The sequence below is a fragment of the Rhodococcus sp. MS13 genome (assembly GCF_013277835.1).
GTDB classification, from domain to species: Bacteria; Actinomycetota; Actinomycetes; order Mycobacteriales; family Mycobacteriaceae; genus Rhodococcus_F; species Rhodococcus_F erythropolis.
This window is the reverse complement of sequence record NZ_VBTL01000003.1, coordinates 388,862-406,409: the sequence shown is the minus strand read 5'-3', so window position 1 is coordinate 406,409 and position 17,548 is coordinate 388,862. Positions and strand designations below refer to the sequence as shown.

The 17,548-nt window shown below is 61.2% G+C and carries 19 protein-coding genes, 1 tRNA gene and 1 other RNA gene; 9 read left to right on the top strand and 12 right to left on the bottom strand.

From position 1 onward, the window contains the following. Window positions 1-7: 7 nt before the first annotated feature. Complete coding sequence (locus FEZ59_RS07640) at window positions 8-982, bottom strand: quinone oxidoreductase (RefSeq protein ID WP_172932483.1); 975 nt, start codon at window positions 980-982, stop codon at window positions 8-10. A 200-nt stretch (window positions 983-1,182) separates the two neighbouring features. Between FEZ59_RS07640 and FEZ59_RS07635 the strand changes: the two genes are divergently transcribed. Beyond that, window positions 1,183-2,187, top strand: a complete 1,005-nt coding sequence (locus FEZ59_RS07635; RefSeq protein WP_021342611.1) for an AraC family transcriptional regulator — start codon at window positions 1,183-1,185, stop codon at window positions 2,185-2,187. Here the strand turns inward: FEZ59_RS07635 and FEZ59_RS07630 are convergent. Beyond that, window positions 2,180-3,226, bottom strand: coding sequence for a putative sulfate exporter family transporter (locus tag FEZ59_RS07630; protein ID WP_172932482.1), 1,047 nt, complete (start codon window positions 3,224-3,226; stop codon window positions 2,180-2,182). The genes FEZ59_RS07635 and FEZ59_RS07630 overlap by 8 nt on opposite strands. A 101-nt stretch (window positions 3,227-3,327) precedes the next feature. Between FEZ59_RS07630 and FEZ59_RS07625 the strand changes: the two genes are divergently transcribed. After that, the gene (locus FEZ59_RS07625; protein ID WP_134998553.1) at window positions 3,328-4,236 is read left to right on the top strand and encodes a LysR family transcriptional regulator; all 909 of its coding nucleotides are present in this window, start codon (window positions 3,328-3,330) and stop codon (window positions 4,234-4,236) included. A 7-nt stretch (window positions 4,237-4,243) separates the two neighbouring features. Here the strand turns inward: FEZ59_RS07625 and FEZ59_RS07620 are convergent, their stop codons facing one another. From FEZ59_RS07620 to ffs, 4 genes are all read right to left on the bottom strand, one after another. After that, a complete protein-coding gene (locus FEZ59_RS07620) occupies window positions 4,244-4,825 on the bottom strand; it encodes an HhH-GPD-type base excision DNA repair protein (protein WP_060939268.1) in 582 nt (193 codons plus the stop codon). 18 nt (window positions 4,826-4,843) lie between these two features. Continuing rightward, complete coding sequence (locus tag FEZ59_RS07615; RefSeq protein WP_172932481.1) at window positions 4,844-6,199, bottom strand: glycosyltransferase 87 family protein; 1,356 nt, start codon at window positions 6,197-6,199, stop codon at window positions 4,844-4,846. Between the two features lie 98 nt (window positions 6,200-6,297). Then, a complete protein-coding gene (locus tag FEZ59_RS07610; protein ID WP_019746524.1) occupies window positions 6,298-7,590 on the bottom strand; it encodes an aminotransferase class I/II-fold pyridoxal phosphate-dependent enzyme in 1,293 nt (430 codons plus the stop codon). Window positions 7,591-7,632: 42 nt separating this feature from the next. Then, window positions 7,633-7,732: signal recognition particle sRNA small type (gene ffs / locus FEZ59_RS07605), an RNA gene on the bottom strand. Window positions 7,733-7,868: 136 nt separating this feature from the next. Here ffs and FEZ59_RS07600 point away from each other — a divergent pair. After that, window positions 7,869-7,956, top strand: a tRNA-Ser gene (locus FEZ59_RS07600). 56 nt (window positions 7,957-8,012) lie between these two features. On the opposite strand, the gene FEZ59_RS07595 is transcribed toward FEZ59_RS07600, so the two are convergent. From FEZ59_RS07595 to FEZ59_RS30000, 3 genes are all read right to left on the bottom strand, one after another. Beyond that, window positions 8,013-8,444: a YbaB/EbfC family nucleoid-associated protein gene (locus FEZ59_RS07595; RefSeq protein ID WP_172932480.1), complete on the bottom strand. Its 432-nt coding sequence runs from the start codon at window positions 8,442-8,444 to the stop codon at window positions 8,013-8,015. Continuing rightward, window positions 8,441-9,031, bottom strand: coding sequence for a hypothetical protein (locus tag FEZ59_RS07590; RefSeq protein WP_020905887.1), 591 nt, complete (start codon window positions 9,029-9,031; stop codon window positions 8,441-8,443). The genes FEZ59_RS07595 and FEZ59_RS07590 overlap by 4 nt, the downstream gene beginning before the upstream one ends. 387 nt (window positions 9,032-9,418) lie before the next feature. After that, window positions 9,419-9,550 (bottom strand): alpha/beta hydrolase, encoded by a 132-nt coding sequence (locus FEZ59_RS30000; protein WP_092765389.1) that lies wholly within the window; start codon window positions 9,548-9,550, stop codon window positions 9,419-9,421. Window positions 9,551-9,777: 227 nt separating this feature from the next. Here FEZ59_RS30000 and FEZ59_RS07580 point away from each other — a divergent pair, with 227 nt between their 5' ends. After that, window positions 9,778-10,596 carry a pentapeptide repeat-containing protein gene (locus tag FEZ59_RS07580; RefSeq protein ID WP_134998556.1) on the top strand — a complete coding sequence of 273 codons (819 nt, stop codon included), beginning with the start codon at window positions 9,778-9,780 and terminating at the stop codon, window positions 10,594-10,596. Window positions 10,597-10,637: 41 nt separating this feature from the next. On the opposite strand, the gene FEZ59_RS07575 is transcribed toward FEZ59_RS07580, so the two are convergent. Next, complete coding sequence (locus tag FEZ59_RS07575) at window positions 10,638-10,946, bottom strand: DUF6191 domain-containing protein (RefSeq protein ID WP_003943895.1); 309 nt, start codon at window positions 10,944-10,946, stop codon at window positions 10,638-10,640. A 133-nt stretch (window positions 10,947-11,079) separates the two neighbouring features. Between FEZ59_RS07575 and FEZ59_RS07570 the strand changes: the two genes are divergently transcribed. Both FEZ59_RS07570 and FEZ59_RS07565 read left to right on the top strand, forming a co-directional pair. Then, window positions 11,080-11,751 carry a response regulator transcription factor gene (locus FEZ59_RS07570; protein ID WP_019746521.1) on the top strand — a complete coding sequence of 224 codons (672 nt, stop codon included), beginning with the start codon at window positions 11,080-11,082 and terminating at the stop codon, window positions 11,749-11,751. A 39-nt stretch (window positions 11,752-11,790) separates the two neighbouring features. Next, window positions 11,791-12,570, top strand: a complete 780-nt coding sequence (locus tag FEZ59_RS07565; protein ID WP_046377798.1) for a helix-turn-helix domain-containing protein — start codon at window positions 11,791-11,793, stop codon at window positions 12,568-12,570. A gap of 22 nt (window positions 12,571-12,592) precedes the next feature. On the opposite strand, the gene FEZ59_RS07560 is transcribed toward FEZ59_RS07565, so the two are convergent. Further along, entirely contained in the window at window positions 12,593-13,882 is a 1,290-nt protein-coding gene (locus FEZ59_RS07560) for an MFS transporter (RefSeq protein ID WP_172932479.1), read from the bottom strand. Between the two features lie 26 nt (window positions 13,883-13,908). Further along, complete coding sequence (gene argE, locus FEZ59_RS07555; RefSeq protein WP_084325697.1) at window positions 13,909-15,096, bottom strand: acetylornithine deacetylase; 1,188 nt, start codon at window positions 15,094-15,096, stop codon at window positions 13,909-13,911. Between the two features lie 111 nt (window positions 15,097-15,207). Between argE and FEZ59_RS07550 the strand changes: the two genes are divergently transcribed. The 3 genes from FEZ59_RS07550 to FEZ59_RS07540 are packed head-to-tail and all read left to right on the top strand — an operon-like array spanning window position 15,208 to window position 17,547. Beyond that, window positions 15,208-16,275 carry an Lrp/AsnC family transcriptional regulator gene (locus FEZ59_RS07550; RefSeq protein ID WP_047888106.1) on the top strand — a complete coding sequence of 356 codons (1,068 nt, stop codon included), beginning with the start codon at window positions 15,208-15,210 and terminating at the stop codon, window positions 16,273-16,275. 51 nt (window positions 16,276-16,326) lie between these two features. After that, window positions 16,327-16,887, top strand: a complete 561-nt coding sequence (locus tag FEZ59_RS07545) for a TIGR03086 family metal-binding protein (RefSeq protein ID WP_134998557.1) — start codon at window positions 16,327-16,329, stop codon at window positions 16,885-16,887. A 51-nt stretch (window positions 16,888-16,938) separates the two neighbouring features. Beyond that, on the top strand, window positions 16,939-17,547 hold the full coding sequence (locus FEZ59_RS07540; protein WP_019746515.1) for a TetR/AcrR family transcriptional regulator: 609 nt from the start codon (window positions 16,939-16,941) through the stop codon (window positions 17,545-17,547). The last annotated feature ends 1 nt before the right edge of the window (window position 17,548 follow it).

Here is a 17,548-nt window from a genome sequence, read left to right as displayed (position 1 = left end):
TTTCGGTTCAGACGGAGAAGACGGAGGAACCGATACTGCGACCGGACTCCATGTCGTGGTGCGCACGCACCGCATCTTCGAGGGGGTATCGCTGGTTGATCTCGATCTTGATTCGCCCGGATTCGACGTGTGAGAACAGTTCGCCCGCCAATTCGGCACGTTCCTCGGGATCCGCGATGTAATCGGCAAGTGCCGGACGTGTGAGGAAGAGAGATCCCTTGACGGCCAACTGCATTGCCTGAATCGGCGGAGTCGGCCCGGACGCCGTTCCGAAGCACACCAGCAGCCCGCGCCTGGCAAGGCAATCGAGAGAGATGTCGAACGTGGATTGCCCGATACTGTCGTAGACAACCGACACGCCGACGCCCCCGGTGATCTCCTTGACACGCGCTACGACGTCCTCGCGGGTGTAGATGACGACTTCATCGCACCCGTGAGCACGGGCAACGCTCGCCTTCTCGTCGCTCGACACCGTTCCGATCACTTTGATTCCCAACAGTTTTGCCCACTGGGTGAAGATCAGTCCAACCCCGCCCGCCGCAGCATGCAGCAACACGGTGTCTCCCGCTTTCAACGGGTAGATGCGACGCAGAAGGTAGGCGGCAGTCAGTCCTCGCATGGTCATGGCGGCCGCGGTGTCGAAGGCGATGCCGTCGGGTAGCGCGATCAGGTCGGACGACGCCATGATCCGCTCGGTGGCGTACGCACCCAGCGGACTGCCGGTGTAGGTCACACGGTCCCCCACTGCAAAATCGACTACTCCCTCGCCAATCTCTTCGACCACACCGGCGCCCTCAACGCCCATCCCGGCAGGCAATTGCGCAGGATAGAGGCCACTTCGAAAGTAGGTGTCGGCGAAGTTCAACCCCACCGCTTCATGACGAACCCGAACCTCTCCGGTACCCGGTCGTCCTACCTCGATCTCTTCCCAACGCATGACGGACGGTGTGCCGATCTCGTGGAACCGAATGGCGTTTGCCATCAATGCTCTCCAATTCTGTGGGCGGGCTCGACTCGATTACGGTCGAGCTGTATTCGTACGCAACAACTTCCAGAAGTCGGTGCTCGACTTCGCGGTCGTGCCGAACTGATGTGAACAAAACTATGTGAGATCCGGCTCACATGCTTAACTTGACGAGACACACAACACAACATTTCGGGACATCGAGTAAAGGGGGCCCTATGAAGCCACTCGCCCGCTACGCGTCACTGAACCGATACGTCGACCTGTGCCGAACAGTGGACGTGGACGCTGTGGCCCTCATGAGAAGTGTCGGCCTGAGCCCGGCAAGCCTGGCGAACCCCGACCAATGGGTACCGGCCGCCTCCATCGCATCGCTCCTGGAGCGATCGGCAGCGGAGTCCGGACACGAAGACTTCGGGCTTCTACTCGCCGGCCTGCGTCGACTGTCCAATCTCGGTCCCCTCAGCTTGGTCATCAGGGAAGAACCAGACGTCAGGAGCGCGCTCGACGTATTGATGCGATACGAGCACACGTACAACGAGTCATTACGCATTCGACTGAACGAGGTCAACGGACTCGCCACCCTGCGAATCTCGCTCGAGGTCGGCGAACCGGTCGACACCAGGCAGAGCGTCGAACTCGCAGTCGGCGCGACGCTGCAGATCCTGCGAAGTTTCCTGGGTTCTCGATGGCATCCGGTCAGCGTGGGATTCACGCACAATGCCCCGAAAGATACGAGCACGCATCGACGAATCCTCGGCGACACCGTGGAATTCGATCACGAATTCACCGGAATCGTTTTCTTCGCCGCCGACCTGGATGCGGCAAACCAACTGTCCGACGAGTTGCTCCGGCCGTACGCTCGCCAGTTCCTCGACTCACTTCCCGCATCGGAAACCTCCGACACCCTCAGCCGCACCAAGGAATTGATCGAAGTTCTGCTTCCGACCGGCCGCTGCTCTGTCGAGCAGGTGGCACGAAGCCTCGGGTTCGACCGGCGGACACTGCACCGTCATCTCGCCGAATCCGGAGATACGTTCACGGCCGTTCTCAATTCGGTCCGAAGCACCCTCGCGGAACGATTTGTCGCCAACCCTCGCTATTCATTGACCGAAGTGGCGGTCCACCTGGGGTTTTCGACGCAGGGTAGTTTCTCGCGCTGGTTTCGCACTCAGTTCTCGACGAGCCCGAGCGCATGGCGGACTCAACGCTCGATCAGCTGACCAGCACGACTCCGACGTAGGCGATCGTCGCCACCCACACGGTGGAAATCGCGGCCAGAACGAATGGTCGTGCGCCCACTCCACGAATGACGCTCAGCCGCACCCCCAGCCCGAGAGCGAACATCGCAGCAGCCAACAGCGCCGTCTGCACGGTCTTCGCCAATCCGAGAAGCTCATTTGGCAACATTCCGGTGGAGCGCAAACCCATGCAGCCGATGAATGCCACGACGAACAACGGAATCAGCGGGGGCCGCTTGGTGGCGGTGTTGTCGACCATCGTGCGTTGCCGAATGCTCAGAAACGCCATGACCGGCGCCAACATCAATACGCGCGCAAGTTTGACCACGGTCGCGACACCCAACGCGGTGGCGCCGAGAGCGCTGCCGGCAGCCACTACTTGTGCCACTTCGTGGATCGACCCACCGGCCCACATGCCCGCCTCGATCTCGTTCATACCGAAAGCATCGGCCAGCAAGGGGATCGTCGGAATCATCAGAGTTCCGAAGATCACCACCAGCGCTACAGCGGTCAGCAACTCTTCCTCTCGCGCATTCACCACACCGTCCGCAGCAGCCACAGCGGCTGCGCCACAGATCGAGAAGCCGCAGGCAATCAGAATCCTCTGCGACCAACTCAATCCCAGAAGCTTTCCGGCATACATGGTCCCGGCGATACCGAGGAACACTATCGCCACCACAACGGCGATCACTCCCCAACCCAAACCGACGATGTCGGAGAACATCAATTGCAGCCCGAGCAGAGCGATACCCACCCGAAGTAGCCGTTTCGCCGAGAATGCCAGGCCAGGTTGGAATTTCGCCGGCAAAGAGACGGTATTCGCCAACACCGCACCCGCCACGATCGCAATCAGCAACGGACTCACGGCGGAGGTGAACCGACCGGCTATCAGCGCGACCGTGGCACCCAAGGCGCACAACGCAACTCCGGGCACCAATGCAGCCACACTCGACCACCCTCGTACTTCTGACGAAGGGGCGACTGCGGGTTTCTCGGCCACGGACTTCACATCACGGTTCACTCATCCAGCGTCCTTGAGCCACCATCGCTCCGGTAGGGCGATTTCTACCATCACGACATATCAGATCGATATGGAATAGATGCTGGGTATAGCCTGTCTGCATGACCAGAAGGTGGCCCGACCTCACCACACTCGAGCTACTCGTCGGCATCGACGATCACGGAAGCCTCAGTGCTGCAAGCCGTCTGGCTCACATCGCACAACCGAATGCCAGCCGCGCCGTCAAAGCCCTCGAGCGGCAGCTCGGGATGCCACTCATACACCGAAGGTCGACGGGTGCGACTTTGACTCCGCAGGGGACCGTCATCGTCCACTGGGCGCGCCGCGTCCTCGCCAACTCGAGGCAGCTTCTCGACGTCGCCGAAGGGATGCGGACCGAACGATCCGCGGAATTGACCGTGTGTGCCAGCATGACCGTCGCCGAACATCTGATCCCGGCCTGGCTCGGCGTCTTTCGATCACTGCATCCTGGTGTCACCGTCCACCTTCAGGTCTACAACTCGACACGCGTACTCGAAGCCGTCGAAGTAGGAATGTGTGACCTCGGATTCGTCGAGTCACCGACCGTTCCGAAGAGCCTGCCCAGCGTCACCGTCGCTCGTGACTCGCTGGTCGTGGTCGTTCACCCGGATCATCCATGGGCGCGTCGACGAAAGCCGCTGACCGTCGCCGAACTGGCAGCGACACCGCTGCTGGTGCGTGAGCCCGGATCGGGAACCAGAACGACTCTCGACCTGGCGTTACACGAATACGAGCGCGGTGCACCGTTGTTGGAACTGGGTAGTTCGGCCGCGATTCGAACCAGCGTGCTCGGTGGCGTCGGCCCGGCGGTACTGAGCACGCTGGCCGTCGACGACCAGGTGAAGCAGGGAGAACTTCGGGTCGTAGCCGTCGAAGGCTTGGAACTCGACCGATCCCTGCGTGCAGTGTGGCGCCCGCCGCGTCAGCTCGAGGGCCCCGCAGGCGACCTGATGAAAGTAGTGCGTGCGAGCGGGTCCCGGAAATCCTGAAAGCGGCTTACTTCTTGTCGGCCTTCGCTGCCGCCTTTGCGGCCTTCTTGAACTCGCGGACCTCGAGCAAAGACTGTTCGTCGACCACGTCTGCAATCGAGCGCCTCGAGCCCTCGAGCCCGTAGTCGCCGGCCGCTTGGCGCCAACCTTTCGGCTCGACGCCGATCTGTTTTCCGAGCAACGCCAGGAAGATCCGGGCTTTCTGATCCCCGTAACCGGGTAGGGCTTTGAGCCGCTTCAGCACTTCCTTGCCATCAGGATTTCCCGAAGTCCAGATCGCCGCGGTGTCGCCGTCGTAGTTCTCGACGATGAACTGGCACATGAGCTGGATACGCTCGCCCATCGACTTGGGGAATCGGTGCACAGCCGGAGGCTCGGCACAGATGGCGATGAACTCGTCGGTGTCCATGTCGGCGATATGCCTGACGTCGATACCGCTGAGCCGATCCGCCAGCTTCTTCGGACCTAGGAAGGCCGTTTCCATCGGAACCTGTTGATCGAGAAGCATTCCGATCAACAACGCCAACGGGTCCTCGGCCAGGAGGGCATCAGCTTCGGGATCACCGACAAGGTTCAGTTGAAGTGCCATGAGTCCGATACTGCCACGTCAGGCGGCAGTTGTGACCGGCGCCGACGCATCCGGCGCCGGAATCTTCCACTTCTTCCAGCCGAACAGAACCAACGTCGAGACCGCGGCAAGCGTGAAGACCCAGAGGTAGACGCCGACGGTCGGAATCCGCAGATACTCGGGCGGCACGAACATGAACAGGCCCATTCCGACAAAGCGATCCGTACCCGGAATGACCGACGGGTCCCACCAAGTGTGAGACCAGTTCAAGACCGGGAGCAGGAAAACGAACGGCGCCATCCACGCCCAGCGCTTCTTCGACACCATCGCGTAGTGCGCGGCGAGGACGACCAGCGGGACGAACCACACCCAGTGATGACCCCACGAGAACGGCGAGACAGTGGTCGCAGTCAACCCCGTCATGGTGAGGCCGAGCAATTTCTGGCCGTGCCGGTGAGCAATCCACGCGGCACCGAGTCCGAGGCATACTGCCAGCGCACTGAAGACGAGGACCAGGACCCGCGACGGCGTCGGAGTGTGAGTGAGCTGAGCAATCAGACCGGACACGGACTGGTTGCTCGGAGCATCCGTCGGTCCGACGCGTTCGCTGTCGACAAGAGTGCCGGTCCAGTACTTGTACGCATCGTTGTAGATCACGACGAAACCAATCGCGACGGTCGCCGCGAACGTCACGACGGCCGTCACCAACGCACGCCATTGACGAGTGATGAAGAGGTACGCCCAGAAGAAGGCCGGAGTGAGCTTCACACCGGCGGCGATGCCTGCCCCGATTCCTCGGAGCCGACTCTTCTCGTCCCGACCGAGGTCCCACACGATCAAGAGCAGCAGGAAGATGTTGATCTGCCCGAGCCAGAGCGTCGTACGTATCGGTTCCATGAACAGAAAGATCGTGGTGGCCAACGCACTGACGGCGTACGCCTTCACGTCGAGCCGATAACCGAGGTACTTCCAGCACAACACGATCACTGCGAACAACGCAGCGATGTTCAAACCCGTCCACACGACAATCGCCTGTTTGAACGAGAGCACCGCCCACACCGTGAACAGCAAAGCCGCAAACGGGGTGTACGTGAACATCATCCCTTCCAGGACTGGCCCGTCGTACAACGGAAGGCCCTGAACCACAACGCTGCCGCCGTGGCGGTAGACGTCGAGATCGAGGAAATTTTCGAAGATCCCCCAGTACCGCGTATTCATCGGCACGGCGAAAAGAACCATCAGCACGGATGCGACTGCCAGAACACCGAGCACAGAGAATCCGAGAACACCGACACGGAGACTGCGTCGCGGTATGTCAGCTTCGATGACCGACTCTGATTTCGCGGTGTGCGCCTCGAAAGAAGGCCCATCCGAAGCGTTGATCGCGCCCGTCACTACAACCTCCGGGATTTACACCCTATGTCGGGAATTGATGCTCCGAACGGTACAAGACGAGACCGAAAAGTACCGACCGGGCACGCCGCTTCGAGAACTCAGATCTCGGAGAGACGCGATTCGGTGGCTGCGAGCAGGACACACGTCGCCACGCCGTCCATGGCAACTTCGAGTTCAGCCGTGGACGGGAAGCTCGGGGCCAACCGGATGTTCCGGTCATCCGGATCCGTGCTGTACGGGAAAGCCGATCCGGCAGCGGTGAGCGCGATACCCGCGTTCTTCGCCAGTTCGATGACCCGCTTGGCCGTGCCGTCGACCACGTCGAGGCTGATGAAGTATCCGCCCTTCGGCTCGGTCCAGGACGCAACCTTCGAAGCACCTAGACGATCCTCGAGGATCCGCAGTACGAGCTCGAACTTGGGTGCGAGGAACGCGCGATGCTTCTCCATGTGCGCACGAACGCCGTCGGCATTGCCGAAGAAACGCAGGTGGCGAAGCTGATTGACCTTGTCAGGTCCGATGCTCTTCTTACCCAGGAACTTCTGGTACCAGGCAAGGTTTTCCGCCGAGCTACCGAAGAAGCTCACACCAGCGCCGGCGAAAGTGATCTTGGACGTCGACGCGAACACGAGCGGACGGTTGGGGTGTCCGGCCTCCGCTGCCATCGAGAGAATGTCGTAGGAAGGTGCGGTCTCGCCGACGAGAGGATGCACGGCATATGCGTTGTCCCAGTACAGGCGGAAGTCCGGCGCGGCCGTCGGCATCGACGCGAGCGTCCGGACAATTTCTTCGGAGTACACGGCACCGGTGGGGTTCGCGTAAACCGGAACCGCCCACATGCCCTTGATCTGCGGATCTGACGCAACAAGTTCGGCGATCTTGACGACATCCGGGCCGTCGTGGTTCATCGGCACCGCAATCATCTCGATGCCGAGGGACTCGGTGATCGCGAAGTGGCGGTCGTAGCCCGGTGCGGGGCAGAGAAACTTGATCTTCTCTTCCTGTGCCCACGGCCGGGCCGAATCCGGAGTGCCGTGCAGCAGTGAGAACACGACGTTGTCGTGCATGATCTCGAGGCTCGCGTTGTTGCCGGCGAGAAGGTTCGCAACGGGGATACCCAGCAGCTCACCGAAGATGGCGCGCAGTTCCGGCAGACCGGTGAGTCCGCCGTAGTTACGGCAGTCGGTGCCGCTGCCGTCTCGGAAGTCACCGTCGCCGGGCAGCGTCAGCAGCTCTGCGGAAAGGTCGAGTTGTTCCGGGGAAGGCTTACCGCGGGTCAGATCGAGTGCGAGCTTCTGCGCCTGGAGCTGCGTGTACTTCGCGCTCTGGCTCTCATGCTCGGAGGTGAGTTCTTCATGGCTCATCAACCCGATCTGGGTTTGGATAGGCATCCGGAGCGGCCTTTCACCGACGAGGCGGGGTCGGGTATGTGAAAAAAATAGAGGACCCCGCGCACCCGGCAGAGCCCGTTGACCCTTGCTGCCTTCCGGCCCTGGGGGAGTTCACAGGATGCGCGCCGCGCGGGATCCAATGAACAGTGTAGACGGCTTTCGTCGGCCGCTGCACACCACCTACCGGGGTGGAGATGCAAACCCTGAGAACCACCGGTTCTTCGCAGGTCAGGTACCCGTTTAACGCTTCACGCCTGCAATTGGGTATGCTGCTCCACGGAGGATTCGCCTAGTGGCCTATGGCGCTCGCCTGGAACGCGGGTTGGGTTAACGCCCTCAGGGGTTCAAATCCCCTATCCTCCGCCAAAGGAACCCCTGTGAACTGCTGAGAAGCGGTTCGCAGGGGTTCTTTTTGCCCGGGCTCAGGCACGTCGCATGAACGAACCGCCGTCGAAGGGTAGGTCGTCGTCGACCGACGCGCGGTCGGCTCGTTTCACCACGTGAGGTTCAGGTGCGGCCAGCGCCTGATCGAACGCGTCCACTGCATTGAAAGCATTCATTGCCCTGGCGACGCGAGGGTCACGGAGGAGTGGGGCGCGTAGTTCTTGCGCGGCAGACGCTGCTGACGCAGAAGCGGTTCGGTGGGCCGCTGCGATCGAGGCGGAGAGCGCAGCCGCGCCGGCCCGGAGACCGCTCTCGGTGAGTTGCAAGTCAGTGATCGCGCCGTACGCGTCGACCTCGACGCTGACTGCACCACCTCCAGCATCTGCGCGGGCGCGAACCTTCCCGACCTCGGCGTCGACTTGGCGAGCGAGGACAGTCAACTCGGGAAACGAGGACGCGGGCCCGGTCAAGGTTGATCGATCTGCACGGGCGCGTTCGGACGATCCGATGCATCGGGTCGGGGGAAACACGGCGACGACCCGGTCAAACTTGCTCCCCGCGCGTACTCCTCCAGAACCATTCGATATCCATCCGGCAAGATTGTCTCGGTGCTCGTCGAGTCCCCAGCGGAGTCGTACGTTCGAAACTTCCAGCCGCGCTCAGTCCACAGATTGCGAATCGGATCACCGAAACCTGGGATGTCGGCGGTTTCAGTTGAGGTGAGGAAGTACGTCACGCCGTAGTCCACGGATGTGTCCTTCGACAGATTGCTGTCATTGCACGGGACGGTGCCACCCGGATCGAGGGTGACCTTCTGGTTCAGTTCGGAATACCGCGTCAAGTAGGCGCCCGGCGGCAGTACCGTGATCGTGTCCGTCATGTATTCGATCACCTTGGCCTGTGCCTGCATGAGGGTCAGATTCAAGTTGGCTTCCATCACTTTCCCGTTCTCCGTCGTCGTACACGCCGACAGCAGGGTCGTACACGCCGACAGCAGGATTGCCACCGCGATACTGCTCATGCCGAGTGCTTTACGGCGTCGCGTTGCGTTGGTCATGGCGCTCCTAGTCCGGCGATCACGTGGCCCATCCCGGCAAGAGCCGGGTTGGTGCGTTCCCAATACTCGCTGTGTGCGACTGGGCTGGGGAGCTCGCCCAACAGACCCGCGTCGATCCCGGTTCCGGGTGCGGACTCGATGACAGTGGCACCGAATTCCGATCAGCGGAAGATCGTTCGCGGGGTTCGCGCCATGCGAGAGACCGCCGAACACGTCCCCGATCATCGGAACCGGATCATTTGCCGCGGCGGCGGCGTACACGTGGCCACCGACATGTTCCGGGGCTTCCCACGAAGAACAGATCATTCGCGTCCATTGATCGTCCGTCCGAGGCGCCGCAGCGCCGATCACGGTCGATCCGTAAATGTGTCCGATGACCGTGTTGCATTAATGCGTGCCGTCGTGGGATGCACGCAGTCCGTCTTGGAATCGATCCAGCGATCCCGCGCCGCCGTCGGCGTACCCGTCGAGCCCTGCTTGTGGAATCGTTTGCGGCGCATCATATCCACACCAGGCCATCACCGAAGTCGACCCGAAAGTTCCGGCCTTTCCAACGCCTTTTGCCCCGAATCCAACCGCCGCCCGCTTGCAGTACTTCGTTCCCCACCCAAGCCCCCCGGCTTCGAATCGACATGCGAAAAGCAGCGTAGCAGCGCATCGACTGCTTCAGAACCACGAAAATTCGTTTGACAGACTCACGAACTCGAAGCCAGACTTTCCGTCCAACCCAACAATCGGGAGTACGCGTGCTTGCCGGCCAGACCAATCTGCTCGCGGATTGCAGCAGTTGCTTCGGCCTGTGCTGCGTCGCACTCCCCTTTTCCAAGTCCTCCGACTTCGCGACCAACAAGAATGCCGGCGACCCCTGCAAGAACCTGCAGCAGGATTTCCGCTGCGGCATTCACACCGGATTGCGAAAGAAGGGCTTCACCGGTTGCACCGTGTACGACTGTTTCGGTGCGGGACAGAAGGTTTCACAGCAGACCTACGACGGCATCAGCTGGCATGATGGCCCGGAGACCGCGTCAGACATGTTCGAAACGTTCCCTGTCGTACGCCAGTTGCACGAACTGCTCTGGTATCTCGCCGAAGCCCGCTCGCTGAAGCAAACCCACTCGATACGAAAGGAACTCAACGCTGCACTCGCAGAGACGGAAAGCCTGACCAATGGCACGCCTTCGCAGATTCAAGCCGTCGACGTCTCAGCACACCGAGCGACAGTCAACACACTGCTCTTGCAGACGAGTAACCTTGTGCGCTCGCCGATCTCAGGCAAGAAGGGTCGCAAACTCGACCACCGCGGCGCAGACCTCATCGGCGCCAGATTTCGTGGTTCCGATCTACGTGGAGCCAACTTTCGCGGGAGTTACCTGATCGGTGCAGACCTCCGCGACTGCGAACTCGATCGAGCTGATCTGATCGGTGCAGACTTGCGCGGCACCGACATTCGCGGCGCAAAACTCCGCGGCAGTATCTTTCTCACTCAGTTCCAGATCAACGCGGCGGTTGGCGATTCGGCTACCACACTCCCCGATTCACTGACCCGCCCCAGCCACTGGGCCTGAGCCCGACTGTCAACTCCGTCGACTGTCAACTCCGTCGACTGTCAACTCCGTCGACGGAGAACGACCTTGTTGGCGTCCGGATCGACGGACACCCACGGCGGGTCACCGTCGGTTCCGTCCTCACGATGCATCAACGCGCTCTGCCGCTGTTCGAATTCATGATGCTTGGACCCCTGAAACAGGGCAGCAACCTCTTCGAAGCCCGCCGCCGAGACCGGACGAGTCGTACGCCCCCGGGTCCACGGCAGGGCCCGGCCACCGGTAAGCCGGTTCCAGAGAGTCTCGGCGAACGCGAACAGGACCAGCAGCACGAGCAAGCCTGGCAGCGTCAACGCGAACAGAGTGCCCATGAAAGAAGTCTAGCGGCGAACGCCCCAGGTCCCCTCAACTTTTGATCAGCCACCTTGTTGTGGCCATGCGGTGGATGATCTGCCAGAATGCAAGCTGTTACGACTAGTAACACCTTCGGGGGGAGGATTTCACGTGAGCTTGATACTTGCAGCTACCGACCGTTCGGAGCTTGCCCAGACACTCGGGGCCGAATTAGTACATTTTGGTCATCAAACACAGCTCGTCCGCACCGGGCGCCGCCTACTCGACGACCTGGACACCGACAGTTTCGATATCGCCGTGATCGATCTCTTGTTGCCGGACATCGACGGCTACGAGATTGCACGACAGATCCGCTTGCGCAGTTCGATGCCGATCATGATGTTGGTGGATACCCACGAGGACATCGACGAAGCACCACATGGCGCTGTCTCGGACTTCGTACTGAACCCGATCGATTCTCACGCGCTCGATCTTCGGGTCACCGCGATCCTTCGTGAAACCGCGCATCCCGCCGCCGGAAAACACCAACGTCACGGTGACCTGCTCCTCGATCGACGTGCAATGACGGCGACGATGGGCGGAAAGCTGCTCGTCCTCAGCCGGACCGAATGGCGGGTACTCCTGGAACTGTCGACCGAGCCTGGGCGCGTGTACTCGCGTGATCATCTGATCCGAAACGTCTGGGGTTCCGACCACGAAAAGACACGTGTGGTCGACGCGACCATTCTCAGCTTGCGGTCCAAACTCGAATCCAATCCCGCGAAACCGAAGTACATCAAAACCATCCGGGGGTTCGGATATCGCTTCGGCCCGGTCGAATGAACTCGCCTTCGTGTCGGTGGCGCTCGATAGGCTCTTGTCATGGGTTGGTACACACCACAATCGGTCGCCCCGGATCTCTCCGACATCCTGGTGTGTGGCTGGACGGCGTGCGCAGAAGGTGAACACCTGCTCGTGCCCGATGCTTGCATGGACGTGCTGTGGATACGTGGCGTCGGCATACGCGTCTGTGGCCCCGAAACCGCTGCATGGTCATTCACTCTTCCGCCCGGAACACGCTCCGTGGGTGTTCGATTCCGCCCTGGATCGGCATCGCCGATGTTGCGAACCTCGGCGTCCGAGCTTCGAGATTCTCGCGCTGACCTCAGCGCTGTAACCGACGCACGCACGGAACGAATACTGTTGAACCGCTTGGAAAATTCCGAAGACCACGAACAAGTCTCGATCCTCGAAAGCGCTGTCCGGAGTTGGGCAAGTTCGAGTTTCCGTCACGATCCGGTGATCAACCACGTCCGCACCGCACTGTCCGAACATTCGTGGAATGTCAGCACTCTCGCCGACGCGGCGGCACTGACTTCGCGCCAACTCCAGCGTCGATGCAACGACGCCTTCGGATACGGCCCTGCAACGCTGCGCTCGATCCTGCGCCTCCAGCGTTTCATGGCGCTCGCTCGCAGTCGACCCGCACTGGGCCTCGCTGAATCCGCAGCCCACTGCGGATTCAGCGATCAGGCCCACTTGACGCGTGAATGCCGCCGAATCTCTTCGCTGACCCCGGCAGCTCTACTGCGAACCCAAGCCCCCGACTGGCACGGGTCGGATACCGTTGTCGCGCTGGCAGAGGGAGACGCGGTCGCATGATCGCTACCGCGCTCCCCCGCCGTCACTTCTGACTGAAAAGCGTCCTGGCAGAACACAGCCCGCCGAGGGAGAGCACTGCGACCGTCATGTAGTAGTAGCTCGGAGCGTCGAGCGAGCCTGTTGTACTGATCAACCAGGTCAAGACCAACGGCGCGATTCCGCCGAGCAAGGTCACGCCGAGGTTGTACGACAAAGACATCCCGGTAGCCCGGATCTCCGCCGGGAACAGCGAACTCATCAAGGCAGGCAAGGGGCCGAAGGCAAACGCCATGATGACGCCCAGGGCCGAAACAACCAGGACGAGCGTCAGAGTCGAGGGGTGATCGACCATCAGTTTGAAGAGCGGCCAGGCCAGGACGATTGCCGCAACGGCGGCCCAGGTCATAACTCTCGCAGGTCCGACCCGATCGGCAAGATGACCGATCAACGGCACGGTGATCAAGGTGACCAGTCCGGCGACGATTCCGCCGAGGTAGCCGGCAGAGGCGGATACTCCGAGGTTCTTCACGGCAAACGTCGGCATGTACAAGATGAGGTAGATCGAGATCGTCGCGACGCCGACTACTGCGGCGCCGGTAAGCACCCGGCCGAGATGCCTGGTCAGCGTCGTCTTCAGTGGGGCTTTTTCCGGAACGCTCGTCTTGAAATCGTCCGTTTCATCGAGCTTGGCGCGGATGTAGAGACCGACCGGCCCGACGATGATGCCGAAGAAGAACGGAACGCGCCAGCCCCACGAGTAGAGCGCTTCATGCGAGAGATGGGTATTGAGCACGTATCCGAACAACGATGCCAGGAAAACCGAAGCACCCTGGCTGGCAACCTGCCAGGAAGAGTAGAACGCCTTCTTGTGCGGTGCAGTTTCCACGAGGAAGGTTGTAGCAGTACCGAATTCACCGCCTGCGGAGAATCCTTGAATGAGTCGCGAAACCAGGATGACGACGCCGGCCCACGGCCCGATCATCGAGGTCGTCGGCGCCACGGCCATGATGAGCGTGCCGATCATCATCAGCATCATCGTCAACGTCAAGGCGTTCTTGCGCCCGCGACGGTCGGCATAGCTTCCGAGAACCATCCCGCCAAGCGGCCGGATGACGTATGAGATCGCGAACGTCGCGAACGTCAGTATCAAGCCGAGAGTGTTGTCGCCGCCGGGAAAGAAGTTATGGGCGATGACCACTGCAAATGATGCGTAGACGATGACGTCGAACCATTCGAGCGCAGCGCCGAGCGAACTGCTGATCACCGCCTTGCGAGCAGCGGCCAGGCGTTCCGGGGTGACTGCTCCGGAGGTTGGCGTAGTTGCCGTGGACATGGTTTTCCTTAGGGGGTGAGGGTGGGTCAGGCGCGGGCGTGAGCGATGACGTTCCGAACGAACTGCTCGCACTGTGCCAATTGGTCAAGTGTCACGTACTCGTCAGGTGCATGCGCCTGAGTGATGCTTCCCGGCCCACACACGACAGTGGGGACACCGATACTCGCGAACATCCCGGCCTCGGTGGCGTACGCGACCTTTTCGTCCGAGGACCGACCACCCCATTGTTCGACCAGTGCGGCCGCCGAAGCATTCGCATCCGTCTCCAGGGGAGGAACCGAGGCCGACACGTGCATCGTCACGGAGGCTGACGGGTTTTCTTCCTGCATCAGGTTTTCGATCCGATTCGCCTCGGCGGCAAAGCGTTCGAGCAAATCTGCGGCGCCAGCTGAGCTGATGCTCCTGAATTCGAAAGTGATGGAGCAATCCTCGGGGACAGTGTTCACTGCGATCCCGCCGGATACGAGATTGACCGAACACGTCGTCCAGGCCACGTCGAATGCGTCGTCGTACGGGCCGGACGCACGGAGCTCGTCGGCCGCGCTTCTGACGAATCGAATCAACTCCGCGCCGTATTCGATCGCGTTGACTCCTTGCGGAGTAAGCGACGAGTGCGCCGAAACACCATGCAGATCAACACGTATGACATTCATCGACTTGTGTGCGCGAATGACCCGCATCTCCGACGGCTCTCCGACGACGCACACATCAGGGCGCAGGTTCCGGGAAACAACCTCCTCGACCAACCCGGCCGCACCGATGCAGCCGACTTCCTCGTCGTAGGAGAATGCAAAGTGAATCGGCTTCGCCAGCGGCCGAGCAACGATGTCGGGGATCGCCGCGACAACGATCCCGATGAACGACTTCATGTCGCACGTGCCGCGTCCGTACAGACTTCCGTCGCGAATTTCGGGAGTGAAAGGGTGGCTGCTCCAGTCTTGATCGTCGACCGGCACTACATCTGTATGGCCGGAAAACATCACTCCACCGGCAGTGCTTCCGTCAGGAGGCGTGAATGTTGCCAACAGGTTCAGCTTGGAACCCTCGTCGTCGGAAACGAGTATCGGCTCGACCCCGTGGCGACGTAGTTCCGCGGCGATGAGATCGATCAACGGTCGATTGCTCACGGCACTCGTCGTATCGATTCCGATGAGGCGCTGCACCCAGTCGAGACTTCTCTCGGTTGGAACAGCGGACAACGTGGTGGACGACATCTGGGTTCTCCTTTCACAGCACGAACACAGTGGGCACTTGCCACCGCGTTCTGCCCTTCGAGCATGAATGAAGTGATCCCAGACACAAAGAAGATGCACGATACTTGCATCATGATCGAAGAAACGCAGGATTCCGCCGTGCTCGACGACGTCGACCTCGCCCTGATCAATTGCCTGCAACTCGACCCGCGAGCGTCGTGGCGCACGATTGGTGACGCGCTCAAAGTCGATCCGGTTACCGTCGCGCGCCGCTGGCAGCGGCTACAGGACTCCGGCACCGCCTGGGTCTCCGCGAGGGCAACCGGCCACGGCCGCCCGGAATCGTGTCTGGCTTTCGTGGAAGTCGACTGTACGACTTCGAACGCCTTGGCGATTGCGGAACGTCTTGCCCGCTGGCCGCAGGTTCTGAGCGTCGAACACACAAGCGGCCCAGGCGACTTGACTCTTCTCGTCGAGGTCAGAGACATGGCTTTCCTGTCGCGTTTCCTGCTTCGCTCACTCGCGTCGGTGCCCGGGATCGTCAGTTCGCGTGCGCACCTCGTCACCGAGGTCTTTGCGATCGGAGACGACTGGAAATTGCAGGTACTCGATGCCACGCAGCGGGCGGTGATGACAGACCGGCCTGTGCGCTACAAATATGCTCCGACGGATCAGCGCCATCACGGGAAGACTTTCGACGCGGTCGACCGCCAATTGATATTGAAGCTGGGCGAGGACGGTCGATCCTCGATTGCAGAGCTCACGGTCGGTACCGGCCTGAGCGAAAGTACGGTCAGGCGGCGACTTGCCGAACTGACGTCGCGCAACCAAATCGTGTTCCGCTGCGACGTGTCTCTACCGCTGTCCGGCTGGCCCCTCGTGACCTGGGTGTGGGGATATGTCGATCCCACGGACCGGTCGACGATTCGTGCTCTGGTGGAGCGAGTGCCTGGAACACGAGTGTGCATGCGGATATCCGGTGGACGCGCCAACACACTGCTCGCGATCGCCGCACACTCCCTTCGCGAAACTCCCATTACCGAAGTACAACTCGCACAAGAGGCACCGGGCCTGGTGGTGCTGAACAGGTCAGTGGTGCTGCGATCGATGAAGAGGGTGGGCCGACTTCTCGATGACGAAGGCAAGAGCGCCGGGGTCGTACCGATGGACATCTGGGCGGAAGCCCCGGAGATCGAGTGAATGTCCGAAATAATCAATCATGACGCGCCGCGGTGGAGAAGGATTGCTGTCATGACTTCAACAGAGATCTCCCCCGCCCAGCGTTATCGGGATCTGGCCGCCGGATTCACGGCGCGGATCGACGCCGTACCCGCCGACCGCTGGGACAACGATTCCCCCTGCGAGGGCTGGACCGCCCGCGACGTGGTGAGACACGTGCTCGACAGCGAACGAGACATGGTCAAGGTAGTCGGCCTGGAATTGGCACCCGGTCCGTCGGTCGACGACGACCCGTCGGCAGCCTGGGCGGCCGTCCGAGATTCGATGCAGGCCATTCTGGACGATCCGGCAAAGTCCACCCTCGAATACGACGGGCACTTCGGCCGGACCAACCTCGGGGCCACGGTCGAGGGGTTCTTGTGTTTCGATCTGGTCATCCACGGTTGGGATCTCGCAGCCGCGACCGGCACCGATACGACGATGCGTGACACGGACGTGGAGTGGGTGTCGGAGAAAGCCGCGGGCCTCGGCGAGTCGATCCGCATGAGCGGTGTGTGCGGCCCGGAAATACAGGTTCCGGACAACGCTGACAAAGCGACGAAACTCCTTGCCTTCCTCGGCCGGAAGGCGTGAAAAAGCACCCCTGACGTGGGCATTACTTCCATACACATGTAATGTCGCGGTATGCCGGAACGCCGAAAATCCTCCACGAGTCCAGACCTGCTTGCGGCGGCATTGTTCGATGTCGCCGCGGAATCCGGACTGGAAAATGCCAGCGTTCGCGAGGTCGCAAAACGGGCGGGTGTCTCGATCGGCGCAGTGCAACATCATTTCTCGACCAAGGACGAGATGTTCGCATTCGCACTGCGAACACTCGTCGATCGATTGTTGACCAGACTGGCCGAATCGTCCGCCGACGCGGACCCGCATACCGCCCTGTTCCAGGCGCTCTCGCAACTCCTGCCCCTCGACGAGCAACGCACGCGTGAGGCGCATGTGCTCGCCGCGTTTGCCGTGCGCGCCGCAACCAGTGAGTCACTCTCCGAAATCCGCCGGACAACCCTGTTCACAATCCGCACCGGCATCTCGACAGTTCTGATCGGGATCGGAACTCCGGAAGCGGAAACCAGAGCGGCACTTCTACTTTCAACCGTCAATGGATTGGCCCTCGACGCACTCGGAAGCCCCGCCATGTATCCGCCGCAGTACCTCGATCACGCTTTGGAAACCCAGATCCGCCTCACCCTGCACGACGCCGAGAACCCGCTCGCCTCCGTCGGGCTCGCCAGCTGAC

Excerpts from the sequence above, each read along its gene's own strand:
- FEZ59_RS07640 (WP_172932483.1), bottom strand. The coding sequence starts at position 982 with ATGGCAAACGCCATTCGGTTCCACGAGATCGGCACACCGTCCGTCATG.
- FEZ59_RS07635 (WP_021342611.1), top strand. The coding sequence starts at position 1,183 with ATGAAGCCACTCGCCCGCTACGCGTCACTGAACCGATACGTCGACCTG.
- FEZ59_RS07625 (WP_134998553.1), top strand. The coding sequence starts at position 3,328 with ATGACCAGAAGGTGGCCCGACCTCACCACACTCGAGCTACTCGTCGGC.
- FEZ59_RS07620 (WP_060939268.1), bottom strand. The coding sequence starts at position 4,825 with ATGGCACTTCAACTGAACCTTGTCGGTGATCCCGAAGCTGATGCCCTC.
- FEZ59_RS07610 (WP_019746524.1), bottom strand. The coding sequence starts at position 7,590 with ATGCCTATCCAAACCCAGATCGGGTTGATGAGCCATGAAGAACTCACC.
- FEZ59_RS07590 (WP_020905887.1), bottom strand. The coding sequence starts at position 9,031 with ATGACCAACGCAACGCGACGCCGTAAAGCACTCGGCATGAGCAGTATC.
- FEZ59_RS30000 (WP_092765389.1), bottom strand. The coding sequence starts at position 9,550 with ATGGCCTGGTGTGGATATGATGCGCCGCAAACGATTCCACAAGCAGGG.
- FEZ59_RS07575 (WP_003943895.1), bottom strand. The coding sequence starts at position 10,946 with ATGGGCACTCTGTTCGCGTTGACGCTGCCAGGCTTGCTCGTGCTGCTG.
- FEZ59_RS07565 (WP_046377798.1), top strand. The coding sequence starts at position 11,791 with ATGGGTTGGTACACACCACAATCGGTCGCCCCGGATCTCTCCGACATC.
- FEZ59_RS07560 (WP_172932479.1), bottom strand. The coding sequence starts at position 13,882 with ATGTCCACGGCAACTACGCCAACCTCCGGAGCAGTCACCCCGGAACGC.
- argE (WP_084325697.1), bottom strand. The coding sequence starts at position 15,096 with ATGTCGTCCACCACGTTGTCCGCTGTTCCAACCGAGAGAAGTCTCGAC.
- FEZ59_RS07550 (WP_047888106.1), top strand. The coding sequence starts at position 15,208 with ATGATCGAAGAAACGCAGGATTCCGCCGTGCTCGACGACGTCGACCTC.
- FEZ59_RS07545 (WP_134998557.1), top strand. The coding sequence starts at position 16,327 with ATGACTTCAACAGAGATCTCCCCCGCCCAGCGTTATCGGGATCTGGCC.
- FEZ59_RS07540 (WP_019746515.1), top strand. The coding sequence starts at position 16,939 with ATGCCGGAACGCCGAAAATCCTCCACGAGTCCAGACCTGCTTGCGGCG.